18 protein-coding genes are annotated in these 22,097 nt (G+C 45.2%); 3 read left to right on the forward strand and 15 right to left on the reverse strand.

All coding sequences use genetic code 11. From position 1 onward, the window contains the following. Positions 1-10 precede the first annotated feature (10 nt). Entirely contained in the window at positions 11-952 is a 942-nt protein-coding gene (locus BLT91_RS17530; protein ID WP_090823229.1) for a hypothetical protein, read from the reverse strand. Between the two features lie 422 nt (positions 953-1,374). On the opposite strand from BLT91_RS17530, the gene BLT91_RS17535 reads away from it, so the two are divergent. Both BLT91_RS17535 and BLT91_RS17540 read left to right on the forward strand, forming a co-directional pair. Further along, entirely contained in the window at positions 1,375-3,285 is a 1,911-nt protein-coding gene (locus tag BLT91_RS17535; RefSeq protein ID WP_090823231.1) for an N-acetylmuramoyl-L-alanine amidase, read from the forward strand. A gap of 222 nt (positions 3,286-3,507) precedes the next feature. Beyond that, positions 3,508-4,431, forward strand: coding sequence for a DMT family transporter (locus BLT91_RS17540; RefSeq protein WP_368086818.1), 924 nt, complete (start codon positions 3,508-3,510; stop codon positions 4,429-4,431). Between the two features lie 137 nt (positions 4,432-4,568). Here BLT91_RS17540 and BLT91_RS17545 read toward each other — a convergent pair whose 3' ends face one another. The 6 genes from BLT91_RS17545 to BLT91_RS17570 form a co-directional block, all read right to left on the reverse strand. Continuing rightward, on the reverse strand, positions 4,569-5,096 hold the full coding sequence (locus BLT91_RS17545; protein ID WP_090823234.1) for a GNAT family N-acetyltransferase: 528 nt from the start codon (positions 5,094-5,096) through the stop codon (positions 4,569-4,571). 247 nt (positions 5,097-5,343) lie between these two features. Further along, positions 5,344-6,204 carry a copper amine oxidase N-terminal domain-containing protein gene (locus BLT91_RS17550; protein WP_090823236.1) on the reverse strand — a complete coding sequence of 287 codons (861 nt, stop codon included), beginning with the start codon at positions 6,202-6,204 and terminating at the stop codon, positions 5,344-5,346. 332 nt (positions 6,205-6,536) lie between these two features. Continuing rightward, entirely contained in the window at positions 6,537-6,764 is a 228-nt protein-coding gene (locus tag BLT91_RS17555; protein WP_090823238.1) for a hypothetical protein, read from the reverse strand. Between the two features lie 280 nt (positions 6,765-7,044). Next, positions 7,045-8,136: a Ger(x)C family spore germination protein gene (locus tag BLT91_RS17560; protein WP_090823240.1), complete on the reverse strand. Its 1,092-nt coding sequence runs from the start codon at positions 8,134-8,136 to the stop codon at positions 7,045-7,047. Next, positions 8,133-9,239 (reverse strand): GerAB/ArcD/ProY family transporter, encoded by a 1,107-nt coding sequence (locus BLT91_RS17565; protein ID WP_090823242.1) that lies wholly within the window; start codon positions 9,237-9,239, stop codon positions 8,133-8,135. Before BLT91_RS17565 ends, BLT91_RS17560 begins: the two co-directional genes overlap by 4 nt. Further along, positions 9,236-10,558: a spore germination protein gene (locus tag BLT91_RS17570; RefSeq protein ID WP_175532370.1), complete on the reverse strand. Its 1,323-nt coding sequence runs from the start codon at positions 10,556-10,558 to the stop codon at positions 9,236-9,238. Before BLT91_RS17570 ends, BLT91_RS17565 begins: the two co-directional genes overlap by 4 nt. Before the next feature lie 292 nt (positions 10,559-10,850). Here BLT91_RS17570 and BLT91_RS17575 point away from each other — a divergent pair, with 292 nt between their 5' ends. Beyond that, the gene (locus BLT91_RS17575; RefSeq protein ID WP_090823247.1) at positions 10,851-12,041 is read left to right on the forward strand and encodes an AraC family transcriptional regulator; all 1,191 of its coding nucleotides are present in this window, start codon (positions 10,851-10,853) and stop codon (positions 12,039-12,041) included. 31 nt (positions 12,042-12,072) lie between these two features. On the opposite strand, the gene BLT91_RS17580 is transcribed toward BLT91_RS17575, so the two are convergent. The 8 genes from BLT91_RS17580 to BLT91_RS17620 all read right to left on the reverse strand — a co-directional run bounded on the left by BLT91_RS17580 (position 12,073) and on the right by BLT91_RS17620 (position 21,826). Further along, complete coding sequence (locus tag BLT91_RS17580) at positions 12,073-13,008, reverse strand: aldose epimerase family protein (protein ID WP_090823249.1); 936 nt, start codon at positions 13,006-13,008, stop codon at positions 12,073-12,075. A gap of 14 nt (positions 13,009-13,022) precedes the next feature. Next, entirely contained in the window at positions 13,023-13,877 is an 855-nt protein-coding gene (locus tag BLT91_RS17585; protein ID WP_175532371.1) for a tetratricopeptide repeat protein, read from the reverse strand. A gap of 521 nt (positions 13,878-14,398) precedes the next feature. Next, on the reverse strand, positions 14,399-16,333 hold the full coding sequence (locus BLT91_RS17595) for a DUF8034 domain-containing protein (protein ID WP_090823252.1): 1,935 nt from the start codon (positions 16,331-16,333) through the stop codon (positions 14,399-14,401). Beyond that, complete coding sequence (locus BLT91_RS17600) at positions 16,320-17,279, reverse strand: fumarylacetoacetate hydrolase family protein (RefSeq protein ID WP_090823254.1); 960 nt, start codon at positions 17,277-17,279, stop codon at positions 16,320-16,322. Before BLT91_RS17600 ends, BLT91_RS17595 begins: the two co-directional genes overlap by 14 nt. Before the next feature lie 45 nt (positions 17,280-17,324). After that, positions 17,325-18,752, reverse strand: a complete 1,428-nt coding sequence (locus tag BLT91_RS17605) for a hypothetical protein (RefSeq protein ID WP_090823256.1) — start codon at positions 18,750-18,752, stop codon at positions 17,325-17,327. Positions 18,753-18,766: 14 nt separating this feature from the next. Further along, entirely contained in the window at positions 18,767-19,888 is a 1,122-nt protein-coding gene (locus BLT91_RS17610; RefSeq protein WP_090823258.1) for a glycoside hydrolase family 88 protein, read from the reverse strand. Positions 19,889-19,912: 24 nt separating this feature from the next. Further along, entirely contained in the window at positions 19,913-20,815 is a 903-nt protein-coding gene (locus tag BLT91_RS17615; protein WP_090823260.1) for an aldo/keto reductase, read from the reverse strand. A 33-nt stretch (positions 20,816-20,848) separates the two neighbouring features. Further along, positions 20,849-21,826, reverse strand: coding sequence for a Gfo/Idh/MocA family protein (locus tag BLT91_RS17620; protein WP_090823262.1), 978 nt, complete (start codon positions 21,824-21,826; stop codon positions 20,849-20,851). Positions 21,827-22,097 lie beyond the last annotated feature (271 nt).

Here is a 22,097-nt window from a genome sequence, read left to right on the forward strand (position 1 = left end):
CTCCTTTTATTTATGTCATATCGTCTTCTTCCTCGAGCATATATGCCGGTTCTTCCAAATAAACTCTGCTTTTCGGTGTAGCCTTCGCTTCGGTGGGGAGCAGCACCAAATGCCCGCGGTTAACGAGCCAGCTACAGGCCATCTCCAGTGTTCCCGTTTCAAGCCGGACGACCGTCCCCAGCTTTTCCGCCATTTCGGAGATCGAGCGGACATCCTGCTCCTGCTTCAAGTAATCAAGGATCGGACGGTACATCTCCAACTCCCGCTCTTGCATAAACTGAACAATTCGTTCGAGTGTTGCTTTGACCTTCACCTTATCCACAGAACCGCCAATCAGACCGACGTATACGTCCCGAAAAAAATCTGGATTGAACGTCATCGCCTGCTGCACGGATTCACGCATCGGAACCTCGCCGTTTCGAATCACTTCGATTTGCGCCAGCGTATCTATCATTTTGATCATCCAAAATGCGCTGTACAGCTCGTCTTCCTTGATGTAAAGCCATTTCTCTGCTTTAGCGAGGGCACCGAGCACAAAACAGCCAAGCTGCAAAAGCTGGAGCTGCCGGTCACGCTCGCCGACATAGCGGATATTCGCAAAGTATTCTTCCAGCGACTTATCCTTCGTGAACAGCAGCGTCCCCCGCAGCAGATAGGAATGATTGAAAGAGGTGGACATCGATTTCTCCACCCACCGTTTGAATTCATCGCGGGTTTGGATGCTTGCGTTAATGGTGATACCGTTTTCAACAAAACACATGCTGTGCTTGATCAGCTTTTGCTCATGTACGATCAGTTTCATATCAATATCAGATTTCTCCCACACCTGGTCGTAAGATAGACTGCCAAGCAAAATGGCTGCGATGATCTGATCATCGTTCCGAGTCCTCTCCACAAATGCCTGCAAAGCTTCTTTGTACATGGCGTTGATTGTAGAGTTATCCATTCTCATCAAAAATCACTCCTATTGCACTCAAAAAAATGGCAGTATATGATATGAGCTTAATAACAATAATTTCATAATTTTCCCATGCTTTGTATCTTTGTGTATTCGCTAAATCATTGAAGTATCCTGCCCGTTACCTTAACTAGTTGTCCATAATCAGTATCGGGGAGTGCAGGATAGGACAAGAAGCATAGTGCTTTTCATTCATTTTTTGGAGTGAATAAGTGGCAGTCGGCTAGATCTTCCAAGAAAGACAGGGTATGCTGTCGAATCATCGGATAATCCCATTGATTTTTTGGTCATTTAGTAGGATTTGACTAGATCCAGGTCAATTTTGAAATTTTATTTCATTTTATTATTGTTGATGTGGGGAATTATTCCACCTATAATGTTATTGTTAGTAAATTAATCTAGTAGGAGGATCGATCATGCACCGTCATTTTCGAATTAAGAGATTCATCGTTCCACTCGCGTTAACCGGCTTACTGTTTGGAACCGTTTCTTTCTCCCCCGTTTCGTCACTGTGGGCGAATCAGACGATGTCTGTAAATGCCGCAGCCATTCAGAGCGACTCGCTTCAAGAAGCATTTACTGCAGCCGCGAAAGAATTTGGTGTCTCTGAAAGCATCCTGTTGTCGGTTTCTTACAATCTTACCCGTTGGGAGCACCACAATGGGGAGCCGAGCACATCTGGCGGATACGGAATCATGCATCTTACCGATTATGAACAAGGAGACTTAGAAGAATCCAAAGGAACAGCGGAACCGCTCAATAGTCTGACAGGAGTTACGCAAGATCCCGGTCTCCATACTCTCTTAGCTGCTGCGCAGCTGCTTCAGCTAAATCCGGATGTGCTAAAGAGCGATCCGACGCAAAATATTCGCGGTGCTGCAGCTTTGCTAGCCCAATACGCCAAGGAAACGACCGGAACGGTTCCGAGCAATCCGGAGGACTGGTACGGGGCCGTAGTCAAATACAGCGGTTCAACGGAAGCGTCTACTGCGCTGGATTTTGCCAATCTGGTATACGATACGATCAATCAAGGGGCTGAGCGGCAAACGACCAACGGACAAGCTGTGCGTCTGTCCGCCCAACCGCTAAAACATAACGACTCTACGGCCAATTCTCTGCAGCTGCAAACGCGTAAACAAAGCGATGCGGATTGTCCGAATAGTATTTCCTGCCATTTCGTTCCGGCTGCCTATCAGCAGCATAGCGCCGCTCCAGGCGACTATTCTAATTATGACCTGGCCGACCGCCCCAATTTCGGACCGGAAATCCGCTATATTCTTATCCATGATACGGAGGTAAGTTACGACGGAACTATCAATATTTTTCAAAATCCGTTTTCCTACGTTGCCGCGCATTATGTCGTTCGCTCCTCTGATGGGGATGTGACGCAAATGGTGAACAATAAAGATGTCGGTTGGCATGCGGGGAATTGGTATTTCAACATGCATTCGATCGGGGTCGAACATGAAGGCTTCGCCATGGAAGGGGCTTCCTGGTATAGCGAACAACTATATCGTTCCTCGGCGAGCCTTGTTAAATATTTAGCCAATAAGTATAACGTTCCGATCGACCGCGCCCATATTTTCGGGCATGAAGAAGTTCCCGGGTTGTCCCCATCCAGGCAAAAAAGCATGCATCGCGATCCCGGACCGTTTTGGGATTGGGAACATTATATGGAATTGATGGGTGCGCCCATCCATCCTAGCGGGGGCTCTCAAAAACTTGTGACGATCAAACCGCATTTCCAGACAAACCAGCCTTTATTAAGTGACGCTCCTTCTCAGCCTTCCGACTTTGTTTATTTATATTCGTCGCCAAGCTTTGAAGCTCCACTCTTGGATGACGCTGCGACCCTAGGCGAAAATAAAATGAATACCTTAAATTGGGGTGATAAAGCGGTAACAGGGCAAACGTTTTATCTGGCCGATCGGCAAGGAGATTGGGACGCGATTTGGTACGGCGGACAAAAGGCATGGTTCTACGATCCTAATGCACGGAATACGGTGAAGTCCACTGGGCTGATCATTAAGCCGAAAGAAGGAAAAGCAACGATTCCGGTTTATGGCGGCGCTTATCCGGAGGTCAGCGCATATCCAAGCGGTATAGGGCCTTACATTCTTAGTCCCCTTCAATATAAGATTCAACAAGGACAGGAGTATGTAGCATTTGAGAAAGTGAAAGGCGATTATTACAACGCAAAAGTTTTTACCTATGATCCTTATCATGACTCTAAAGAAGTAATAGGTAACGAAGAATACTACCGCATTCAATTCAACCATCGTTTTGCCTTTGTGAAAGCATCGGACGTTAACATCGACACCAATTGATCTAAATTAGCAAATGGGAAAGGCGGTTCCTAACGGTTCCGTCTTTTTCCAGTTCATTTATACTATTGGCTACTAAATTTGACTGGAATTTTGTCGAAACGAAATACTCAATCCTATATGTCGGGCGGACGGAGAATTCGCCGATATAAGCTGACGGGAAAATTCAGGCTGATCGTGGACTAGTACTCAGAAGGTTACGTTGTTGCGCAGGATCTGTAATGAATGCTTTTATATGAAAAGGAATGGTATAGATTGAAACCACTGAAAGCCGATTTACTTATTCTTATGATCACAATGTGTTGGGGTTCGTCTTATATTTTCATGAAACTCGGACTGGACTCCATTGAAGAATTTAATCTGATTGCTCTGCGCTTCGGACTTGCATTTATCGTATCAGCTGCCCTCTTCTATAAGCGCTTACGCCGTGCCAATCTGAAGACTGTAAAATACAGCGCTTTACTTGGATTCATACTGTTCGGTGTATTTGCATCAATAATGTTTGGTTTGAAAACGACCACAACGTCCAATGCCGGCTTTTTAGTAAGCCTGACGGTTATATTTGTTCCCTTAATTTATGTCATTGTGTTTAAGAAGAGACTCGAGATTAGACTACTCACAGGCGTTTGCCTTGCCATTACAGGTATAGGACTCCTTACGCTTAACGGTGAGTTAAGCATACAACCGGGAGATTTCTTATGTATTTTGGCGGCATTATTGTACGCAATTCATATTCTCGTTACCAGTTCGGCGGCTAAAGTAACGGATACATTAAATCTGGGTATTTTGCAGTTGGGATTCACAGGTGCTTACGGATTGCTCTTCTCCATCATTTTCGAAACGCCCGTATTCCCTAGATCTTCTGATGGATGGATATCGGTATTCGCACTAAGCATAGTGTGCAGTGCTTTCGGATTTATTCTCCAGCCTGTCGCACAAAAGTACACAACCCCAGCCCGAACAGGACTGATTTTTGCTCTCGAACCGGTGTTTGCCGCTTTGTTCGGATTCTGGTTTGCCCGTGAAATTTTGCCGCTCAAAGGTTATGTCGGCGCGGCTCTCGTAATGGTCGGTATTGTCGCATCGGAGTGGAACGGAAATCGTAAGAAATCCCTTAACAATAATCTATTCAACGACCACAGATATTAAAGTTCCGATTTCTGCAAAATGGAGGGATTGGGTTGGTTTGAATTCTCATTCTTCTACCCCCTACAAATCACATTAACAAATATTGCAGTCACACATGAATATTGGCAATTAAACTATGCTGCAATTTTTCAATACTTTCATTTAATAAGGATAACGACTGAATCCATGATCGCTTCATATCCAATTTGAATATAAATTTTATTGGAAGTAGGATTACTGAGATCAGTGTATAAGCTTATTGTTTTATAACCACGATCTAATAAGAATTGAGTGAAAACTGAAACACAATCAGAGGCATATCCCTTTTTTCTTTCACTAATCGGGGTGTAAACATAGCTGATTGTAATATTATTTTGGGTTGGACGTATAGCACAAGGTATTTCTTGAATGGTGTTTTTCAACTCTTCTCCTATAACGTGTATTTCCTTTGATGAAAAAGAAATAGATTTTGATAAAATAATTTGACTAGGATGTGTTTGTAGTAAGACTAACCCTAAGTCGTTGTCTTTTAGTATCGCAGCCATAAAAAGAGGACTTTCATTTTTTTCATTTAAAGATTGCAAGACACCTAATACTAAATTGTTTTCAGCTTCATATTGTTCTAAGAAAGAGATCACATCTTTCTTAAATAATGTAAGATCATCATACTTAATAAGTTTTATCAAACAAACCACCCCCATTGGTTTAGTTCTTGAATGATCAAAAAAATGTTTCTAATAAAATACTCTAGAAAAACTAATTTATCCTTCAAATGAAAAAGTTTATTTATGTGACCCTTACTAAACAATCCTGACCGTTAGTTCAATGCCCTCTCCGGTCTTTTACTTTATTTTTCAGTCTACAACTTTATTTTCACAGTACAACACTCAAAAAGGGCCATCATTATTACGATGGCCCTTGCGTCTGTTCTTTTTATTGATCTTGATAAATAACAACAGATGTGGTGTCCGGCTCCCATTTAACTGTGGCCTTGAGTGCTTCGCTCACGAAGCGGACCGGCACTACCGTACTGCTATCTTTGATAGTTGCAGGAACATCAAGCGTGACCGGATTTCCGTTTACATAAGCAGTCTTGCTGTCGATTAGCAGTTTGATCGTAGTTGTGCCGCTCGTTACAGTTACGGAACGATCCTCCCCATTCCAAGTAACAGTGGCCTTCAGAGCCTCGGAAATAGCCCGGAACGGTACTAACGTGCTGCCTTCGCGAATGAACGGCGCAACTTCTGTGACCGGTTCGTCGCCGTTTACATACAGCTTGACTCCGGTTTTACCGGTTTTCTCATAAAGCTTGCTAAGCTTCTTGTAAGAGTCGATATTTTTAATATTGGCCTTTACCGCTGCTTGCTCCGCATAGACCGCGTCCGTTACGTTGTCTTTCTGATCAAGCAGATCTGCCAGCGCTGATAAAGCGATGTCTTCGGCTTGAATCTTGCTAAGTTCCGCCTGCTGGTCTGCCGTCAAGTGAGCTGCGTATTTCGTCAAAAGTAAATTTGCGATTACGGCGCCGGCTGGCTTGTCTTTGACATGCTCAATCGCATTCAAAAGCCCTTTGTAGCCATTGTGTCCGTGTGTTTGGTATGTATCGGAAGTTACTGTAGCTGACTCATCGTCGCTTTGTTTGTCGTGATCGTCGCCTCTCACTTGACTGCTTGCCGACATTTTCCCTTCCTTCCCACCGTCTCCCACACTATCAGGCCGTTTTGCCAACGCCGAAGCAGACAATAAACTTGCTGCCACAAGGCATGCTGCCAGAGCAATACCAATTTTTTTCATTAAATACCCCTCCTTAAGATGTCTTCTCTAGATATATCGGATCAGTCTGTCCGTCTTATTAGGAATAAATGGTACTTTCGGTACGTCCACGCTCAATTATTCGGCGGCCACGAAGGCAAGGAGGGCGCCCACGCCAAAAGGGGCAAGTAGTTATTTCTGCTCGCCCCTTTTTCTCGTGTAATTTCATTAATCATTTCGGTCGTTTTATGATTTATTAACCTCCAACGACCTCGCTTGAACGGGAATCAAATTCGCTTCTACTTTTGCGCGGTGCGGTTCAAACCAAGTGTAAAATCAATTACTCCGCATTACTGAGGGTCTAAGCTTTTAATCTAAACGTACTGCTCCGGTAAAGCCTTGATAATCTCTTCATATTTTAGAGCGATAGTGATTTCCAAAATATGAACCGGATTTTGATGAGCATAGGCTAACAGCAGTTCTTTATTGAACTCGTCATCGTTCATTTTCAAGCTTTTTCGGATTAACTCCATCATTGCTTTTTGACTTCTCGAATTCAGTTGCTCAATTTTCTCCACAGCCAATTCAATTTCACTTTCCATAGCTAAACTCCTAAGTCAGATTTGTTTGAGTCTAACATAGTAATTCGGCGTTATTCCGCTATTTGTGGCTTGCAGCGACGTATATTCAGTAGGAACGAGTGTCACCGTCGAATCTGCCTGATCAGTTACACCGGATATTAGAATGATTTGTGTAGTGCTCAAAACGTATTAAAAGAGAACCTGGACATTGACCAAATTTAACACTATCTAATTGACTGCCATTAAATATATGGTTCAGAGTTAAAAGACGAAGCTCCTAGCAGCTTCATCTTTTTAAGTGCTATTTAATTCCCCCAGATCCTAAAAGGTTAATTTTTACATTAACATGAAAGACTAGTTGAGGATAAACGGCTGTCCATTGTTCCCATTCTTTTTCACGGTGATGGTGAGTTGCACGGTATCTTAAGCCCAAACCGATAGGATCGACCCCGATAGACTGAAATTTCTTTAGTACATTTTCGTAACGCTTAGCCGCCTCTTTTTCGGCTTCATGCTCATATTGCTTCCATTTCGAATAATCAAGCGACTGACTAGACTCTGCTGCTTGCCCTCTTATTTTAATATTCATCGTAAGCTCAGGTGTAGAGTCGTTTGCTTCATTTAAGGTGTATGTATATCCGAAATTTGTCACACTCAAAGCAAATTGAGCGGTATCTGTTCGGGTTTCTATTTCGAACTTACTAATTTTTTTTGATAATTCATTGAAAACACGAGTCTCATCTGGATTTAATACTTCTTTCACTTTCTCTTTATCAAAGACGGCTACTTGATCGATTAAGTACGTTTCGTTGAGTGGTCTTATGACAGGTAAATAGGGATCTAAACCTTTTTCGCTTAATCTCCTATGAAAATCAAACAAATACTCGGTCACAATAAATGCCGATTCCGTACCTTCTTGATCAAAACTTAAAAACAAACTGTCTCCGGGCAACCGTTCGGACTTGGGTCTTACTTTCAGCACTTGCTCTGCCGATGGATCCCCTAAAGCCATGAATGTCGTCCCCTGGATTTCTCGCCGCCGCAAAAACCAGTCGATCGTTTCCCGATTCAGACGTTCTTCAGCCAAGTCCTTTCCGAAAATGATAATTTTGGATTGTGAAAAATCCAGTTCTTTATCCACTTTTGATTTGAGATGTTGAACAGCTTCCGTGATCGTTTTGGCATCATCACTTACGATTTGGAACGTATTCGTCTGGCCTGGTTTGATTTGCAAAGATGGAATGGCGAGTTTTAAAGAAACATGCAGGGGCAGATCTTTATCATTTGACTTATCTATACCAATAGCCTTAACAATAAATCGTTTGTCCATATCTTTGAAACCGCAGCTGGATAACAAAGGAACTACTAACAGGAGTAACAACATCGTTTTCATAAGCTTGGCCTCCGCTTACTCAAGAAATAAACAGTTAAGACAATGAAGACGTCCATGGGTAAACGTATCATCATCCAAAAGGAGGACACTCGGAACAAATCATCTTCACCTAAAAGACTTCCAGCTACAATTGTAGCAATACCCATCAATCCACAGCTTATCGCATTCGGAAGTACAGTGGTTACAGAAGATGTATTCGGTTTACTTCGAGGAAAACAACTGCTAATGGCTTCAGAAGCGACATGCCATGTCACCATAGTGTATAGAAACGTAATACTTAAAAAGACGAGCAAAAAAATATAAACAACATGATCAATAAATGCATATTTCATCTGTATCGCCTCTGCCGTAGAAACCCAAGTGAAAATATAGTCATTAACACCATCTATGCCTAAAGTTCCAATTGGAATAATAAATGTCGACGACAGCATGCCGAAACCGAAAATAGGAATCAGCCATCTGTATTTAATGGATTTTGAGTGAGTAAATGTACGATTAAAAATAGACAAACTCAGATAACCCACGAATGCATAAGTAGAGACAGATAAACTCTTCCAACTCGGAAACATCCATGTGTAGTCAAGTATGACTTTTACTGCATCATAGCTCATGTGTTTATTTGTTAGCGCTTTTATTATCAAGAACAAGAGTAAAGGCACACTGAGAATCAGTACAATTTCCGCACAATATAACACTGTTTTTGAGGATTGCATAGCGCCAAAACATACAACAGTTACAAAAAGCAAAAGCAAAATATACGATGGCGTTTCCGGATTCAGATATCTGGATATGATGAAAGTGAAATTGATTAATACAAGCCCGCCCGCGGTGAAATATAATGCACCAAAGAAAAGCAATAAAGGAATATAGATGCTTTTGTGCAGTGAAAGCTTATAGATTTCGGGTAGACCCTTCCCTGGAAACTTTAAGAGAGAGCCGGTAAAGATGTACAAAAGTATGCTGCCAATCAAGGTTCCAAGAATTAGCGACATGATTGCACCCTCATACCGCTCGTTAATGAGAATTCGTGGAACGTACAGAATGGAGTTAATCATCATGGTTAATATCAGAGCGTAAAAAAAATACCGTGACAATGATTTCACCTAGTTTTTTTGTCCTCTCCTATAAAAAGCTTCAAATATGGTCGACCAAAGCTTCTCAAACTCACCGTGTATACAAGGAAACAAAATAACCCTGCTAGCACACCTACCAACCCAAAGAATATAGCTAATAGAACAAGTGGAAATTTGATGACCCTCAGCGAAAAACCCAACGTATTCATTGGAATCACAAAATTCGAGATGGCTACTGCCGAAGCGATAATAATCATAATACTGCTGACTAGCCCTGCCTGTTGAGCCGCTTGTCCTAAGATTAGACCACCTACGGTTGTCGCTGTAGAGCCAATAAACTTAGGAAGACGAATACTTGCTTCGGTTAGCGCTTCAATTAAGAAAAGCATGAGAAAAACTTCGTAAAAAGATGGGTAAGGTACCGCCGCACGACTACCTGCAATTTCAATCGCTATTTGCGACCGAAAAAATTCAGGATTATAAGAAACGGTTGCTACGTATAGAGCAGGCAGTGAAGTCGTAATAAACATGCCTATAAATCTCAATATCTGCAGCGGTCTAACGATCCATGGTAATTCATAGACATCATCCATCGATGCCATGAAGTCAAAAAATACCGCTGGCAAATTGACCGAGAATGGAGTTCCATTGAGGAGTAAAGCAATTTTTCCTTTGCTTAGATTTAATACGGTTCTATCGGGCCTTTCTGTGATCATTAAAGTTGGTAAAAATTGATAACGTTTCGTGAGCAGCATTTGGAGCTGATTGGCAGCTTGGATGACTTCCGCATCGATTGACATAAGCTTATTCTCAAGCTGCAAAAGAACGTCCTCATCCACTCTCGTCTTATCGTAAATGATCGCTAATTCAGTTTGACTTTGTGTGCCAATTTTCATAAATTCAATATGTAAATCCTGCGAGGGGTATCGTGTTCGTAAGATTTGTATATTCGTTGCGAGATCCTCGGAGAAAGCAAATTGGGGCCCCTGAAGAATGTTTTCAATTGATGTTTCTTGAGGCTGAGACGTCGGGTCTTTTTTTGCTTCAATTGCACAGGTCATCTGAGGGAAAAACAACAATGTATAGCCGCCAATTAGCTTCTCGATCATTTGATCTTCGCTCTGAATAATCTCAAATCCCGGCAGCATTTTTAAGGCTAATTCAATCTCCGATAAGCTGCTTCTATCTAAAATAGTCTTAATGATCGCGGTATGTATATATTTCTTATCACACATGGTTGAGAAATAAACGAGGTCAACTGTTTCGTCACTTAAATTGAGCTTTCTGATTTCAAGGTCATCGGCTCGAACCATACCATGAATTAATGTATCTAGTTCAAATGCCTGCATGAGGAAGATCATCCCTTTTGTTTTATCGCTATGTACACCTAATTTCCCACTGTACTGGAAAAATTATTCATTACAGTGAATTATGTGCCATATTCGGATTGTTACAACTGAATACTCACCTTTACTTCCCCAAACTCCCCGATAATGAAAGAGTAATACTTTCGGAAATAATATCCTGCAAAATATTAATCGTTCATTCCCAGGATTTCACCCTCTTTGTAAAAAGGATTAGATTTCAAATTGATCGAATGTTAACATTGTAGATATATAGTTAAGGTTTTGGAGGTATCGCATGAGGGCCGCTGAGGAGAAAGCTAGATGCTTTCATTATCTGCACGAGATTGATGTCATTGGAGCTGATAAAGATGGGCAGCTTCTGTTTGCATGTATTCACCCGGAAAGGCAAAAGTTGCTTTCCAATACACTGCTACTCGTGAAAGAAATGATTGAAGAAATGTCGGGTGTTGATCATCCATACTTCACGTTTTGCACACCTGATTCGTGTTTGTTTCATGCCCTATCGGTTCTGACTGAAAACGAAAAGCTCATCCTCATTATAGGGCCAATTGGATTGGCATCCCCTGAGAGCAAATACGATAAGCTGATCCCCTCCAAAAACAGAAAAGAGCTCGAATATCTGGGGCGATTATTCTATTGGTTGTTCGTCAAAGATGAAGAACATTGCATTCCGCTCCCGAGAATGTACAGCATTACGCATACCCCCTCTCCCCTCGTAATCCCTGAGGTTTCTCTTGTCAAGCTCTACTACGAGCAAGAAGCTTTGCACATTACACTTGAGGAATACAAGCGGTTAAAAGAAAAAATGCAGACCGGCGACGTCTCCTTCGTTCAAAGCCACTTGGACTCCATGTCCAGCTTCCAAGAGGGCGTCAACCGATTTGAACTTGCGAGCGGCGACATCCTTCGTTCCGCGAAAAATCATTTCATTTCCACATGCGCGATCGTTTGCCAAATTGCGGTGGAAAGCGGCGTAGAGAATGAATATGCAAGAACGCTTGCCTACAAATTTATCGAACGGGCGGAGAGCCTTGGTACAAGAGCAGAAATTGTACTGCTCGTGAAAGAGATGATTTTACAATTTACGGCTGCCATCAAACAATTTGCAAATCCACAATACTCAGCATTAGTGAGAGATATCATTCACTATATGAATTTACATTTTTTCGAAAAAATCACATTGAACGACGTGGCGGATAAATTCAGTAAGCATCCTTCCTATATATCGAATAAGATCAATATGGAAACAGGACTGTCTTTTAGCGGCAATTTAAATGAAATTCGCATAGCCGAGAGCAAGCGAATGCTGACGGACTCACAAAAGTCGATCCATGAAATTGCCATCGCAGTCGGCTTTGATTATCAGAACCATTTTTCGAAAGTGTTTAAGAAAATTACGGGTATCACGCCATCCGAGTATCGGAATAAACAGCGAGTGATTACCTCTGACCTTCTCAGAAAATGAAAAAGCGGGGCCTTATGCCCCCGCTTTTTCGTTAAAGTATCTGTACGGCTTCGCGCCAATTCCCTGCACCAATGGATATCTCCAAATACCACTCGAAGGATCGATTGGCCGGTATCACTTGCGCCGTCCCGTTGCCTATCGCCGTTTCCAAAGAATCGTAATAGCCGATACTCGGCTCCAAAGCACAGGTCACCCGATCATTAAACATGCCTTCGTCCATCCAAACGCCGATGTAAGGCACCTTGTCTGACGGGACAGAAAGGAACAAGAAGTTGCCGCTTTCCTCGCCATACAGCCCTGACCAGCCATCCGGCACCCGCCCTCTAAAGTAAAACTTCCTTGCATCTCCTGTAACGAATGCGGAAAGTTGAGATACGGTATTCCATGCATAAGATTCACCTGCGTGAAGCGTATGGCCTTCGTATACGCACAACATTTCCTCAATCGCTGGAGGAAGAAGGATCCGGGTTGGCTCTGTGATAGAGAATTGCGGATGAGGCACCCACAAAAACGGCATCTCTTCCTCGCTGTCATTCTCTACACAGTAATCCAGCCGTACGCGATCGGGAGATGGAAATGAGATTCGTCTTTTGAATCTGTACGGCAGCATAGGACTTCGGACTGAGCAAACCACCGCGTTCTTCTCGATCTCATATTCCCATGGCAGAGCCCAAAGTTCGCCATGATCAGGCAGCACCATGTTTTCTTTCCCGCGAGCCTGACACGCATTTATCGTTGGGAAGCACTCATCCCAACCGCTCATGTCCCAATCCGTGAAGGTCGAGCCGTAAACCGGTTGCCGCAAAACACGAGACCCCGAGTCCAGCATCCATTCCTTTCCCGTTGGTTTATAAACGATTGAAACCAGTTTCCCGCCTAGCTCCGGCACCATATCCAAGCGGATGCGTGCACTTTCAAGCGTTATCGAAAATAATCCCTCATAGTCGCCAGTTGTTACTTGCACCATGTTCACTTGCCTCACTAGCACATGGCCCGATGAATATGCGCGCCGGTATGATTGGCTTCCAGACGAAGCGCTTGCTCAAATTGCTCATCCGCAAGCTTCAGACTTCCGAGACCGAGATGACCGAGTCCCATCATGTATCGGCAGTGAACTTCGTTTCGCACTTTCAAATCGTCTTCAAACACTAGGAAGTCTGGCAGCGAAACTGCAAAGTAATCAAATTTCACGTCGTCAAACAGGTGCTTCTCCGCGTAATCAATCAGCTTGTTAAAGCGGCGCTTAGCCTCCTTGTCATTGCCCAGTGCAAGCCAAGCCATGCCTTGGTAGAAAATCATATCCGGCGGCTGGTCGTTGTAATACATCGCGCTGGCCGGTTCCTCCAATCCTTGAGAAGCGATCGTCCAGCATTCCTTCGCACGCTGCGCCTCATTTAAGCCTTCATGGGCAAGTCCAAGATAATAATAAATATTGTTTTCTTGCGCTCCCGCCAGCTTGCCTTCGCCAAGATGATCCGGGTAAACGAGCGCTTGCTGCAAGAAGCTTACAGCCTGTTCAAAACGTTTTTCCGCCAATGCTTGCTTTGCCAATTCAACATGGGCAAACACATGCTGGCCGATCACTTTACCTTCGCCGCCCTCCCATGGGTGGAACTTCCGCGAATTCAGCGCTTGAACAGCCCGCTCATGAAGACCTCGCGTATTCAACAGTGTGATGTATTCCACATAGAGATCATCGCGTTTGTTCACCAGAGCTTGGTGCTCCTCCAGCTTGCCGCAGCGGAGCTCCGGCTCGTAACCAAGCTTTTTGTACAGTTGATCCAGCTCGTAGAGAACGCGTGCATCGTCAGGATTGCAAGCAAAAGCCTTCTCCATCGAAATAAACGCGCTTGCCGCATCCCCGCGTTTATTGAAATAGGCAAGCGACAGATTGCGATGCACCGTGGCGAAATCGTCCCGAATCGCCCGCGATAGTGATAATAAATATAACTTGCCGCCATTTCTGGCTTTAGCCTTGCGATACATCCGATTCGGCCGTCGACTTGGCGACTTTCTCGCCAGGAATCCGGGTCTGTCGGCACGCCGTCGTGAAAAATGTCCAGCATTTGGACTGACAAACGGCTCCCATGCTCTCCCGGCCAAGCTTCCAGCCATTCTGCATAGGCAGCCGGCCAGTCCCAGTCGAAGCTATCATGCACAGTCTCCATATACAGGCACAAATAACGGTCGCTTATGAACAAGGAGCCGGTGAGAACCTGCTCCGTTTGCAAATGGCTTCTCAGGTCCCCATCATCCTGACGGATTGCAGCGCAAAAGGCTTCCGCCGTTCCAACTTTCAGCTGGGAATAGTAAAGTTGTCTATTCATAGGCATCCTCCTTCCCGACCGGGTCTTCTTCTAATACAGCTTTCTGCCTTCAAGATGAACATTCTTTTCACAATCCAGCCATGGCATGTCATAGGATGGCGCATGTACATACCGATCCATACTCAATTGCAAGGTGACTCCCGTTCCTGCAGGCAGATCGACTTGCAGCCATTTATGATTAACGGTCGTCTTATCCATACTGCCTTCTACTTCGTCTAAGAAACTGACATCTTTAAATTCGTGCTCGCCGAATGTACCTGCCTGAATGATGACAGACCGGTTATCGAACTGGCTTGTGTTCACGAATTCAAGCGTGACAGACTGTGCGGTTAGCTCCTTCACCAGCGCAGCCACGGATTCTGGAAGTCCCGGACGTTTCGCTTCCGCATCATAATACCGGACACGGGCATGCTGTAAGCCTCCATGAGAAATATGCATAGGACCGCCTAAAGTCAGCTGAACCAGACTCTCCATGTAGATCGGGCACATTTCTTGCCATACGTGAATACTTGAGAAATCATCTTCACTGTATTGATTCGCCCAGTTATACGGATTGCCCGCCTCGGAACGCATTTTGGTCAACTGCTGCGCGACCAATTCACAGTTCGCATCGAGAATCTGCTGCGGATAATTTGGATTGAGCCCGCGGATATATTGAAACCATGGCTGCGTATTGCCGATGTAATGCTTCGTATTTCTTTTGGTTTTTTTGTCTGTGCCGGACAGCTTCGGAATGATGACCTGATTCCAGTCATGGTCTTTCGGAATACGGTCAATGCGCTCCAAATCTTCGTCCGCCATCGACATCGTCCATAAATAGACAGGGTACTGAGGTGCAGCTTTGCGATAATCCGTCCATCCAGCGTCAAAATGCTTATACGGAACACGCAGCTCGCCATCTTGCTCTTTTCGCAGTTCCCAGTTCGCATCCAATTGTTGACGCGCCAGATCAAGCATCTTCATATCGCCCGTGAGCAGTGCAGCGTTCATGCAGGCGTTCGTTAACGGCTCGATGATCGTCATGAACCCATGCGGCCAGCGCCAGCCGTAATAGCCGCCCCACCATTTGCCGTCATTATACTCGCCGATCTCGCCGGACAAACCGACATTATCTGGAATGATACCGCCGTTTTGTTGCGTTCTTTCCTGCCAAACAGCTAAATAATCCAGCACCCAGGTGCGATATTTCTCTTCGCCGGTATGGAGGAACGCGTTCGTTACTAGCCCTGTGGCGTTGAGATTCAACGGCACATCGCCGCGCGTCATGCGTTCATTCATCAAGCGGATAATGTATGCGTACACCTCATCGTTCGACCACGGACATTTGCCGCTTGCAAAATCTACAGCGGGAATATCTTCGTACGGCGCCAAATAATCGTCCAAAATGCCGCGGTGCGTACTCCAATCCTCTTCGGTCAGCTCGAACCGCGGCCCCATGCTCCCTGAAATCGCCGAACGGATCAGCTTGCGCTCCGCATCGTAATTGAGCGCCTCTTTGTCCTCTCCGGTATACATCCCGGCGAAACGCACAGCTCGTTGGCGATCCTTTAACGTAACAGGGCCGGCAAGACCAAGGAAATACGTGAACAAATATCCCTCTCCGTGATGCATCCAATCATAATACGCATCAAACTCGCGATGAATTTGCCCGTATTCCGTCCACTGCCATGTAATACCTTCCCAGATTTTACGAGCCAGTCCGTGCAGCTCGCTGCTTCCGCCCAGCATATATAGAAGAGCCAGATTCATAAATCCTTCATACGGATCGTCCGAGCCATCCATACCCGGCCAATCTTGTCGCCAGATTAAGGTTCCGTCCGGACGGGTATAACGCTCCACGAATTCGAAAGCCGCTTTATTTAATTGATCGATAAGCAACCGCTCCGTTAACGCCCATTGCGGCGGGACCACGTGACGCGCAGCGGAAATCCGCGGAATCGCTTGTTTGGAATTAGGCGTTGACAAGGTTATCACTCCCAGATCTTAAAACTTGTGCAGAAGGTGTTCCCTTATCAGCAACCATGGTATTCGTCAAGGAGCCCAACTTCTCGATTTGGATCGTAACTTGATCTCCGTCTTTCAGGTATACTTGCTTCTCAAGCGGGTAACCCAAAACAACACCCTCTGGAGTCCCTGTGAAAATGATATCGCCAGGCTCAAGCGTCATGTGCTGGGAAATGTAGCTGACAATCTCATCGCAATAGAAAATCATATCGGACGTATTCGAGCTCTGACGAACTTCGCCATTCACGATACATTGAATATCGAGGTTGTTTGGATCCCCGACTTCGTCCGCAGTGACTAGGTATGGTCCTAGTGGAGAGAACTTATCGCAGATTTTGCCAAGCATCCATTGATGCGTACGCAACTGCAAATCGCGTGCAGATAAGTCGTTCACGTTGCAATAGCCAAACACATGGGACAGCGCGTCTTCTCGGCTTACGTATTTTGCCGTTTTGCCGATAACGATCACTAATTCCGCTTCGTAATCCACCTTTTGCGATACCGCTGGAAGTGGAATTTGACCACCATGCACCGCTAACGTATTACTGAATTTATTAAAAAGAATCGGAAATTCCGGAATCGGAGCATTCGTTTCTTCCGCATGCTTACGATAATTTAAGCCGATGCAAATTATTTTGTTAGGCTTCGTCACGCAAGGCCCTAATGTCAGCACAGCTTCATCTAATACATACGCTTCCTTGTTATCAGCTAAACTAATGACAGATTCCGAATACGCGCGGAGTAGTTCCACAGCTTCGCTGCCGCCTTCAATAACCTCGTGTACGGTTGCAGGCAGTGTTTTATTGAATGGTACTGCCTGTAAAGCAGCTTGGACATCCAAAACGCCTTGCTCCAATTTAATTCCAAGGCGGTATTCGCCGTTTTGAACAAAAGTAAGCAGTTTCATTGCAATAATCCTCCCCAATATGTTCTATACATGCTTGACTCGTTCTTATTCCCACAATCCCAAGTAGGGCAATTCTGCAATGCTGCTGACATCTATGTTTTGAGCCGTCTGCTCATCTGCTTTCAAATAGATCCCCTCATCGGTTTTTATAAAGATTGGCTGATTCGGGAATAAGAAATGTTCCGGAAGCGCACGTTCTCCACCAACCCAACCCAGATCTCGACCAAACACGGCTTCGTCTTTGCGGCCAATCAGCTTATACACGTCCTGAAAGTAAAAATCGTTGATCGCCCAATGCTTGCCTTCTTCCACCCACATACATTGGTGACCAAGCAGGACGGATATACGCGGATAAGGCTCTTTGAGCTTAGAGACCATCTTCTCTCCAAGTCCATGACGGTGCAGCAAGTAATAAAAATCATGAGTATGCCATGCCGAGCATGGCGCAATATCAGCTTCGTTTTGCCAGCCAGTCGCCGAAGCCATATAACCTCGCGGCGCTTGATAGTAAGCATAGGTTTCGTCGCATTTTTTCAGGAACAGCGCCAACTCTTCGTCAGCTTGATGCTCCAGGTAACGGGCAATGCCGTGTAGAGACATACCCATTCCCGCAATAAGCATAGGCTCTTTCAGTCGAATCCATTCTCCTGCGCGAAGCAACCATTTGCGATTAAAACGCGTCTGTCCCTTCGCATCGATCCAGGCGGATCGGACCAAGTGACGACATAGACCGCCTGCGTGCTGCAAATAGTGAGGCTCGCCGAACATTTCATAGGCCTGCACCAGCGGCGCAATCATTAAGCCGTAATATTCAGCGGGCTCGACCATCGTTGCGTCGCCCAAATAGCGGTTGCTGGCTTCACAATCCGCATCTGGAATGCCTCTTACATGATAATTCTCAATCATGAAGTTCAAATCGTCTTGAATGCCCGCGCTCCATGGAGAATCCGGGAACAGCTGCTGATACAGCAGCTTGCCCCAGAGACGGCAATATTCTTGATTGCTGATATTTCTCGTTTTTTTGAACGGATAGATCTCTTCACATGCCTGCAAATTGCGAAGCATCGCTTGCTGAATACTTTCCAACGCTTCCGCAGGCAGCCAAGAGCGACCGTGAAGTGCCGTTAGTCCCAAAGCAACGTTCGGCATCATGTTGTGAATTAACCCACGATTGAGCATCTCGCCGACCTGAAATCCGATGTGCTTGTACTGCCCATCCTCCTGGAAACGTGTCGTTTGAAACTTGATCATTTGTAATACCTGATCTTCAAGCGAGGAATCGCGCTGCTCTGCGACAATTCGGCTCAAAGCCGCCATCAACGGGCTTGCCCATGTGCTGTGCCCGCTTGTAAAGTCTGACCATCGGTATGGATTGGAACCCCAAACAGAATGATTATGAAAGCCGTGAATGGCTCCGTCCTCTTGTACCCAGGACATTAACCAATTGCTGAGTGCGTTAATGTTCGATTTCATGTTGCGCTTCCTCCCTACCAAAACAGCTCCGTACGTCCCCGCAGTTTGGCAATCGCTTCGGCATAGTAATAGTCGCCGTATATAATCGGGACGTTGACATAAGCTCTCTTCGGAAAATTCGCAGTTGCCATTGTCAAAATGCCCTCTTCGTCTTCACCCCACGAGACGTATTGCTCTGTGAGTACCAACAAAATACGCTTCGCTGCATCACTGTAAATATGTGCCTCCGACTCAGGAACAGCGCGGCTGATTTCCAACAATCCAGTAGCTGCACAGGCTGCAGCTGATGTATCAAAGGCCGTCTTCGGCTCAACCGGCGCGCGAAAATCCCAATAAGGCGCAGCGTCTGCTGGCATATTGGCGATAAAGAAATGCGCTACACTTTTGGCTGCATCCAAATATCTTTGATGCCCCGTATATTTGTGGCTTAGCGCCATGCCGTACAATGCCCAAGACGTCCCTCGAGCCCATGCCGAATCCGGCGAGATTCCTTGTCCGCCTCTTGCTTCGATGCGCTCACCTGTCTCCGGATCAAAGCAGACGATATGATGCGAGGAGCCGTCTGGGCGGATAAATTCACGCAGCACGGTATCTGCATGCGCCACTGCGATATGACGAAAACGCGGATCATTCGTTGTTTCACTCGCCCAGTAAAGCAGCGGCAAATTCAGGAGACAATCGATAATCGCCCAGCCCTGCTGATTGTCGCCGTTCCATGCGCGAATGAATTGGCCTTTAAGATTGAAACGGCCTGCCAGATGGCTGGCTGCCATCAGCCCGCGGATTTTAGAAGAATCCGTGCCCAACAGCTTATATTGCGCTACAGACGTTAAACTCCACATAAAGCCAACGTCATGATGGAGTTTCTCGTACCCTAAAAGCGTTTCGTCCATCTGATTCTCAACTGATACCGCGATTTCACGAAAATCTGCATTCTCGTTTTCTTTGTATATCAGCCATAGCAAACCTGGCCAAAATCCATTGGTCCACCAATCATTCGATTCCGAGTTATAGGTGCCATTCACGGATGCATATGGAAATGAATCTCCGATCCTTTTGCATGTTCGTTCAACTTTCGCAACGATCTTTCCCCACACATCTTCAACCCATGCTTCATTAACGACGCTTGTTGTCATGTTCATTTCCTCCCACACATTCTGCTATAACAATTGCTGTCCAGGGAACAACGCAAATACTTTCTCAAGTTCCAGATCCGATAATCCTACACCGTCACAATAGTTCACATTCGCCTGCAAAGAACGGATCGATGTCGTTCCCGTTAATGTAATCGCAATATCCGGACAAGTTAAGCTAAAGCGCATCGCTGGCTCTACAAGACCTTTCGGCTCGGTTTTACGCAAAAATTGCAGCTGTTCCATCTTTCTGTTCGATTCTTCAAGCAAGGCATGATTTTGTTGTAAAAAAGGCGCCGGCTGATCCGCCAAGATGCCCATGGCCAGCGGACTGCCGTGAATGACGCCGATATTTTTTTCCTTGGCGAGCGGTAGCAGTTCGTCTTTGGCTGTATAATCAACCAACGTATATTTCGCGTAGGTCTGAATCGTATCTACCAAATCCTCCTTGAGGAAAGGCATCAGAAGTTCAAGCTTCCCAGCGTTCACACCGATGGCTCTGACCTTTCCTTGCTCCTTCAGCTTCAGAAACGCTGGGATTGTCTCATTCACAGCCTGTTCATAGGTCGTTTGCTCCAATTCATGCAGCTGAATGAGATCGATATAATCCGTCTGCAGTCTTTGTAAGCTTTCTTCTACGGATTGAATTGTGTTCTCATACGAATATGGTGTACCTCTCATCACTGCCTTCGTAGCCAAAATGACTTGATCTCGCTTTCCTTTAAGCGCCTGTCCAATTCTGCGTTCGCTTTCACCTCTACCGTATAACGGCGCTGAATCGATAAAATTAATTCCGAAATCCAAGGCAGCGTCAATGACACTTGTCACAATTTCATCCGTTGTCTCGCCAAAATCACCGCCAAGCGGAGCGCCGCCCAAGCCAATTTTTGAAACTCGAAATCCTGTTTTTCCTAGAATCGTATATTCCACTGATAGCTTCGTCCCTTCATAAAAAGTACAGTGCTAAATGTCGACCTTATTCCCTGTCCGCACAGATTCCAACGATGCTTGTATCATGCGAATCACGGGTTGAAACGATGAAATATCTAAGTCAGACTTTCGTCCTTGCATGCAAGCAGCCATAAATTCATTTACGATCCCAGCACGTAATTCAAATCCATTGGACTCATCAGGTACAATCGTTTCCTCTGCTCCATCATGATGAATGAAAACAAGGCGGTCGCCGCGCAGCTGCAAACTCCCTTCAGAGCCATCTAATTGAAATTCTCCCAGCCAAGATGTTTCCGCACTGTGCGCAGCCCAGGAAGCGTAATAATTCAAGTGCAATCCTTCGTTACTCTGTGCCAGGAGAGATACAACCGAAGGCGATTTCTCAATTGACCACGAAGGAAGCACAGAGGTAGCAAACACCTGATTGAAGCGCTCGGCACCGATCATGTAATGAATTACACCGAGATGATGGTAGGTTAAATCTTCAAGCATGACATGCTCGTATTCGTTCATCCAAGCTGCACGGATATTCGGCCGTTGACATCGCCATACGATCTGCCCCAGCTCGCCGAGTTTGCCGCTGAGAATGACGCGCTTGGCTTGCTCCACAAACTTGTCAAATCTGTACGATTCTCCAATCGCGATCTGTCTGCCTCTCGAACGCGAGAGCGAAACCATCGTCGCCCCATCTTCCCAAGACTGTGGCCTGAATTTCTCAAGATATATATCGAATCCGCTTTCCACAACTGTTCGGATCGTCTCCATACAAGTTTTGGCATAAGGCGGAGTTACCATCGTGACCAGATCAGGGTTCAACTTTTGGAGCGCGCCCTGAATATCCTCGAACTGAGGAAGATGGGCATAGTGCTCATTCGCTTCCTGATATCTGTTGCTTACGCCAACCACCTCAACATCCGGCCGAGATCCCCAATGTGAAAGCCAGTGATTTTGCAAGCCGATGCAAAAGACACGAAGCTGTCTTGGCTCCATACGATCTCCCCTCCTCCAAACACTATGATAATAAGATGCTCTCATTATCAGCTTTATGAAGCTCAGCTACTACTGTAAAAAATGAAAAAAACTCTACTTTTTAAACATACAATGCGAAAAACACTGTGATTTTTGTCGAAATGTAAAAACCGGATAAGAGTCAACCGACTCCTATCCGGATTGCATGCTGCTGCATTTGAAATTTGAAGCATCGTTTTGTCGGCGTTGTAATTCAGAAGTATCGTGCTGACAAATTAAAAACAGAACCATA

Origin of the sequence: Paenibacillus sp. yr247 (assembly GCF_900103825.1) — a bacterium.
GTDB lineage: Bacteria > Bacillota > Bacilli > Paenibacillales > NBRC-103111 > Paenibacillus_E.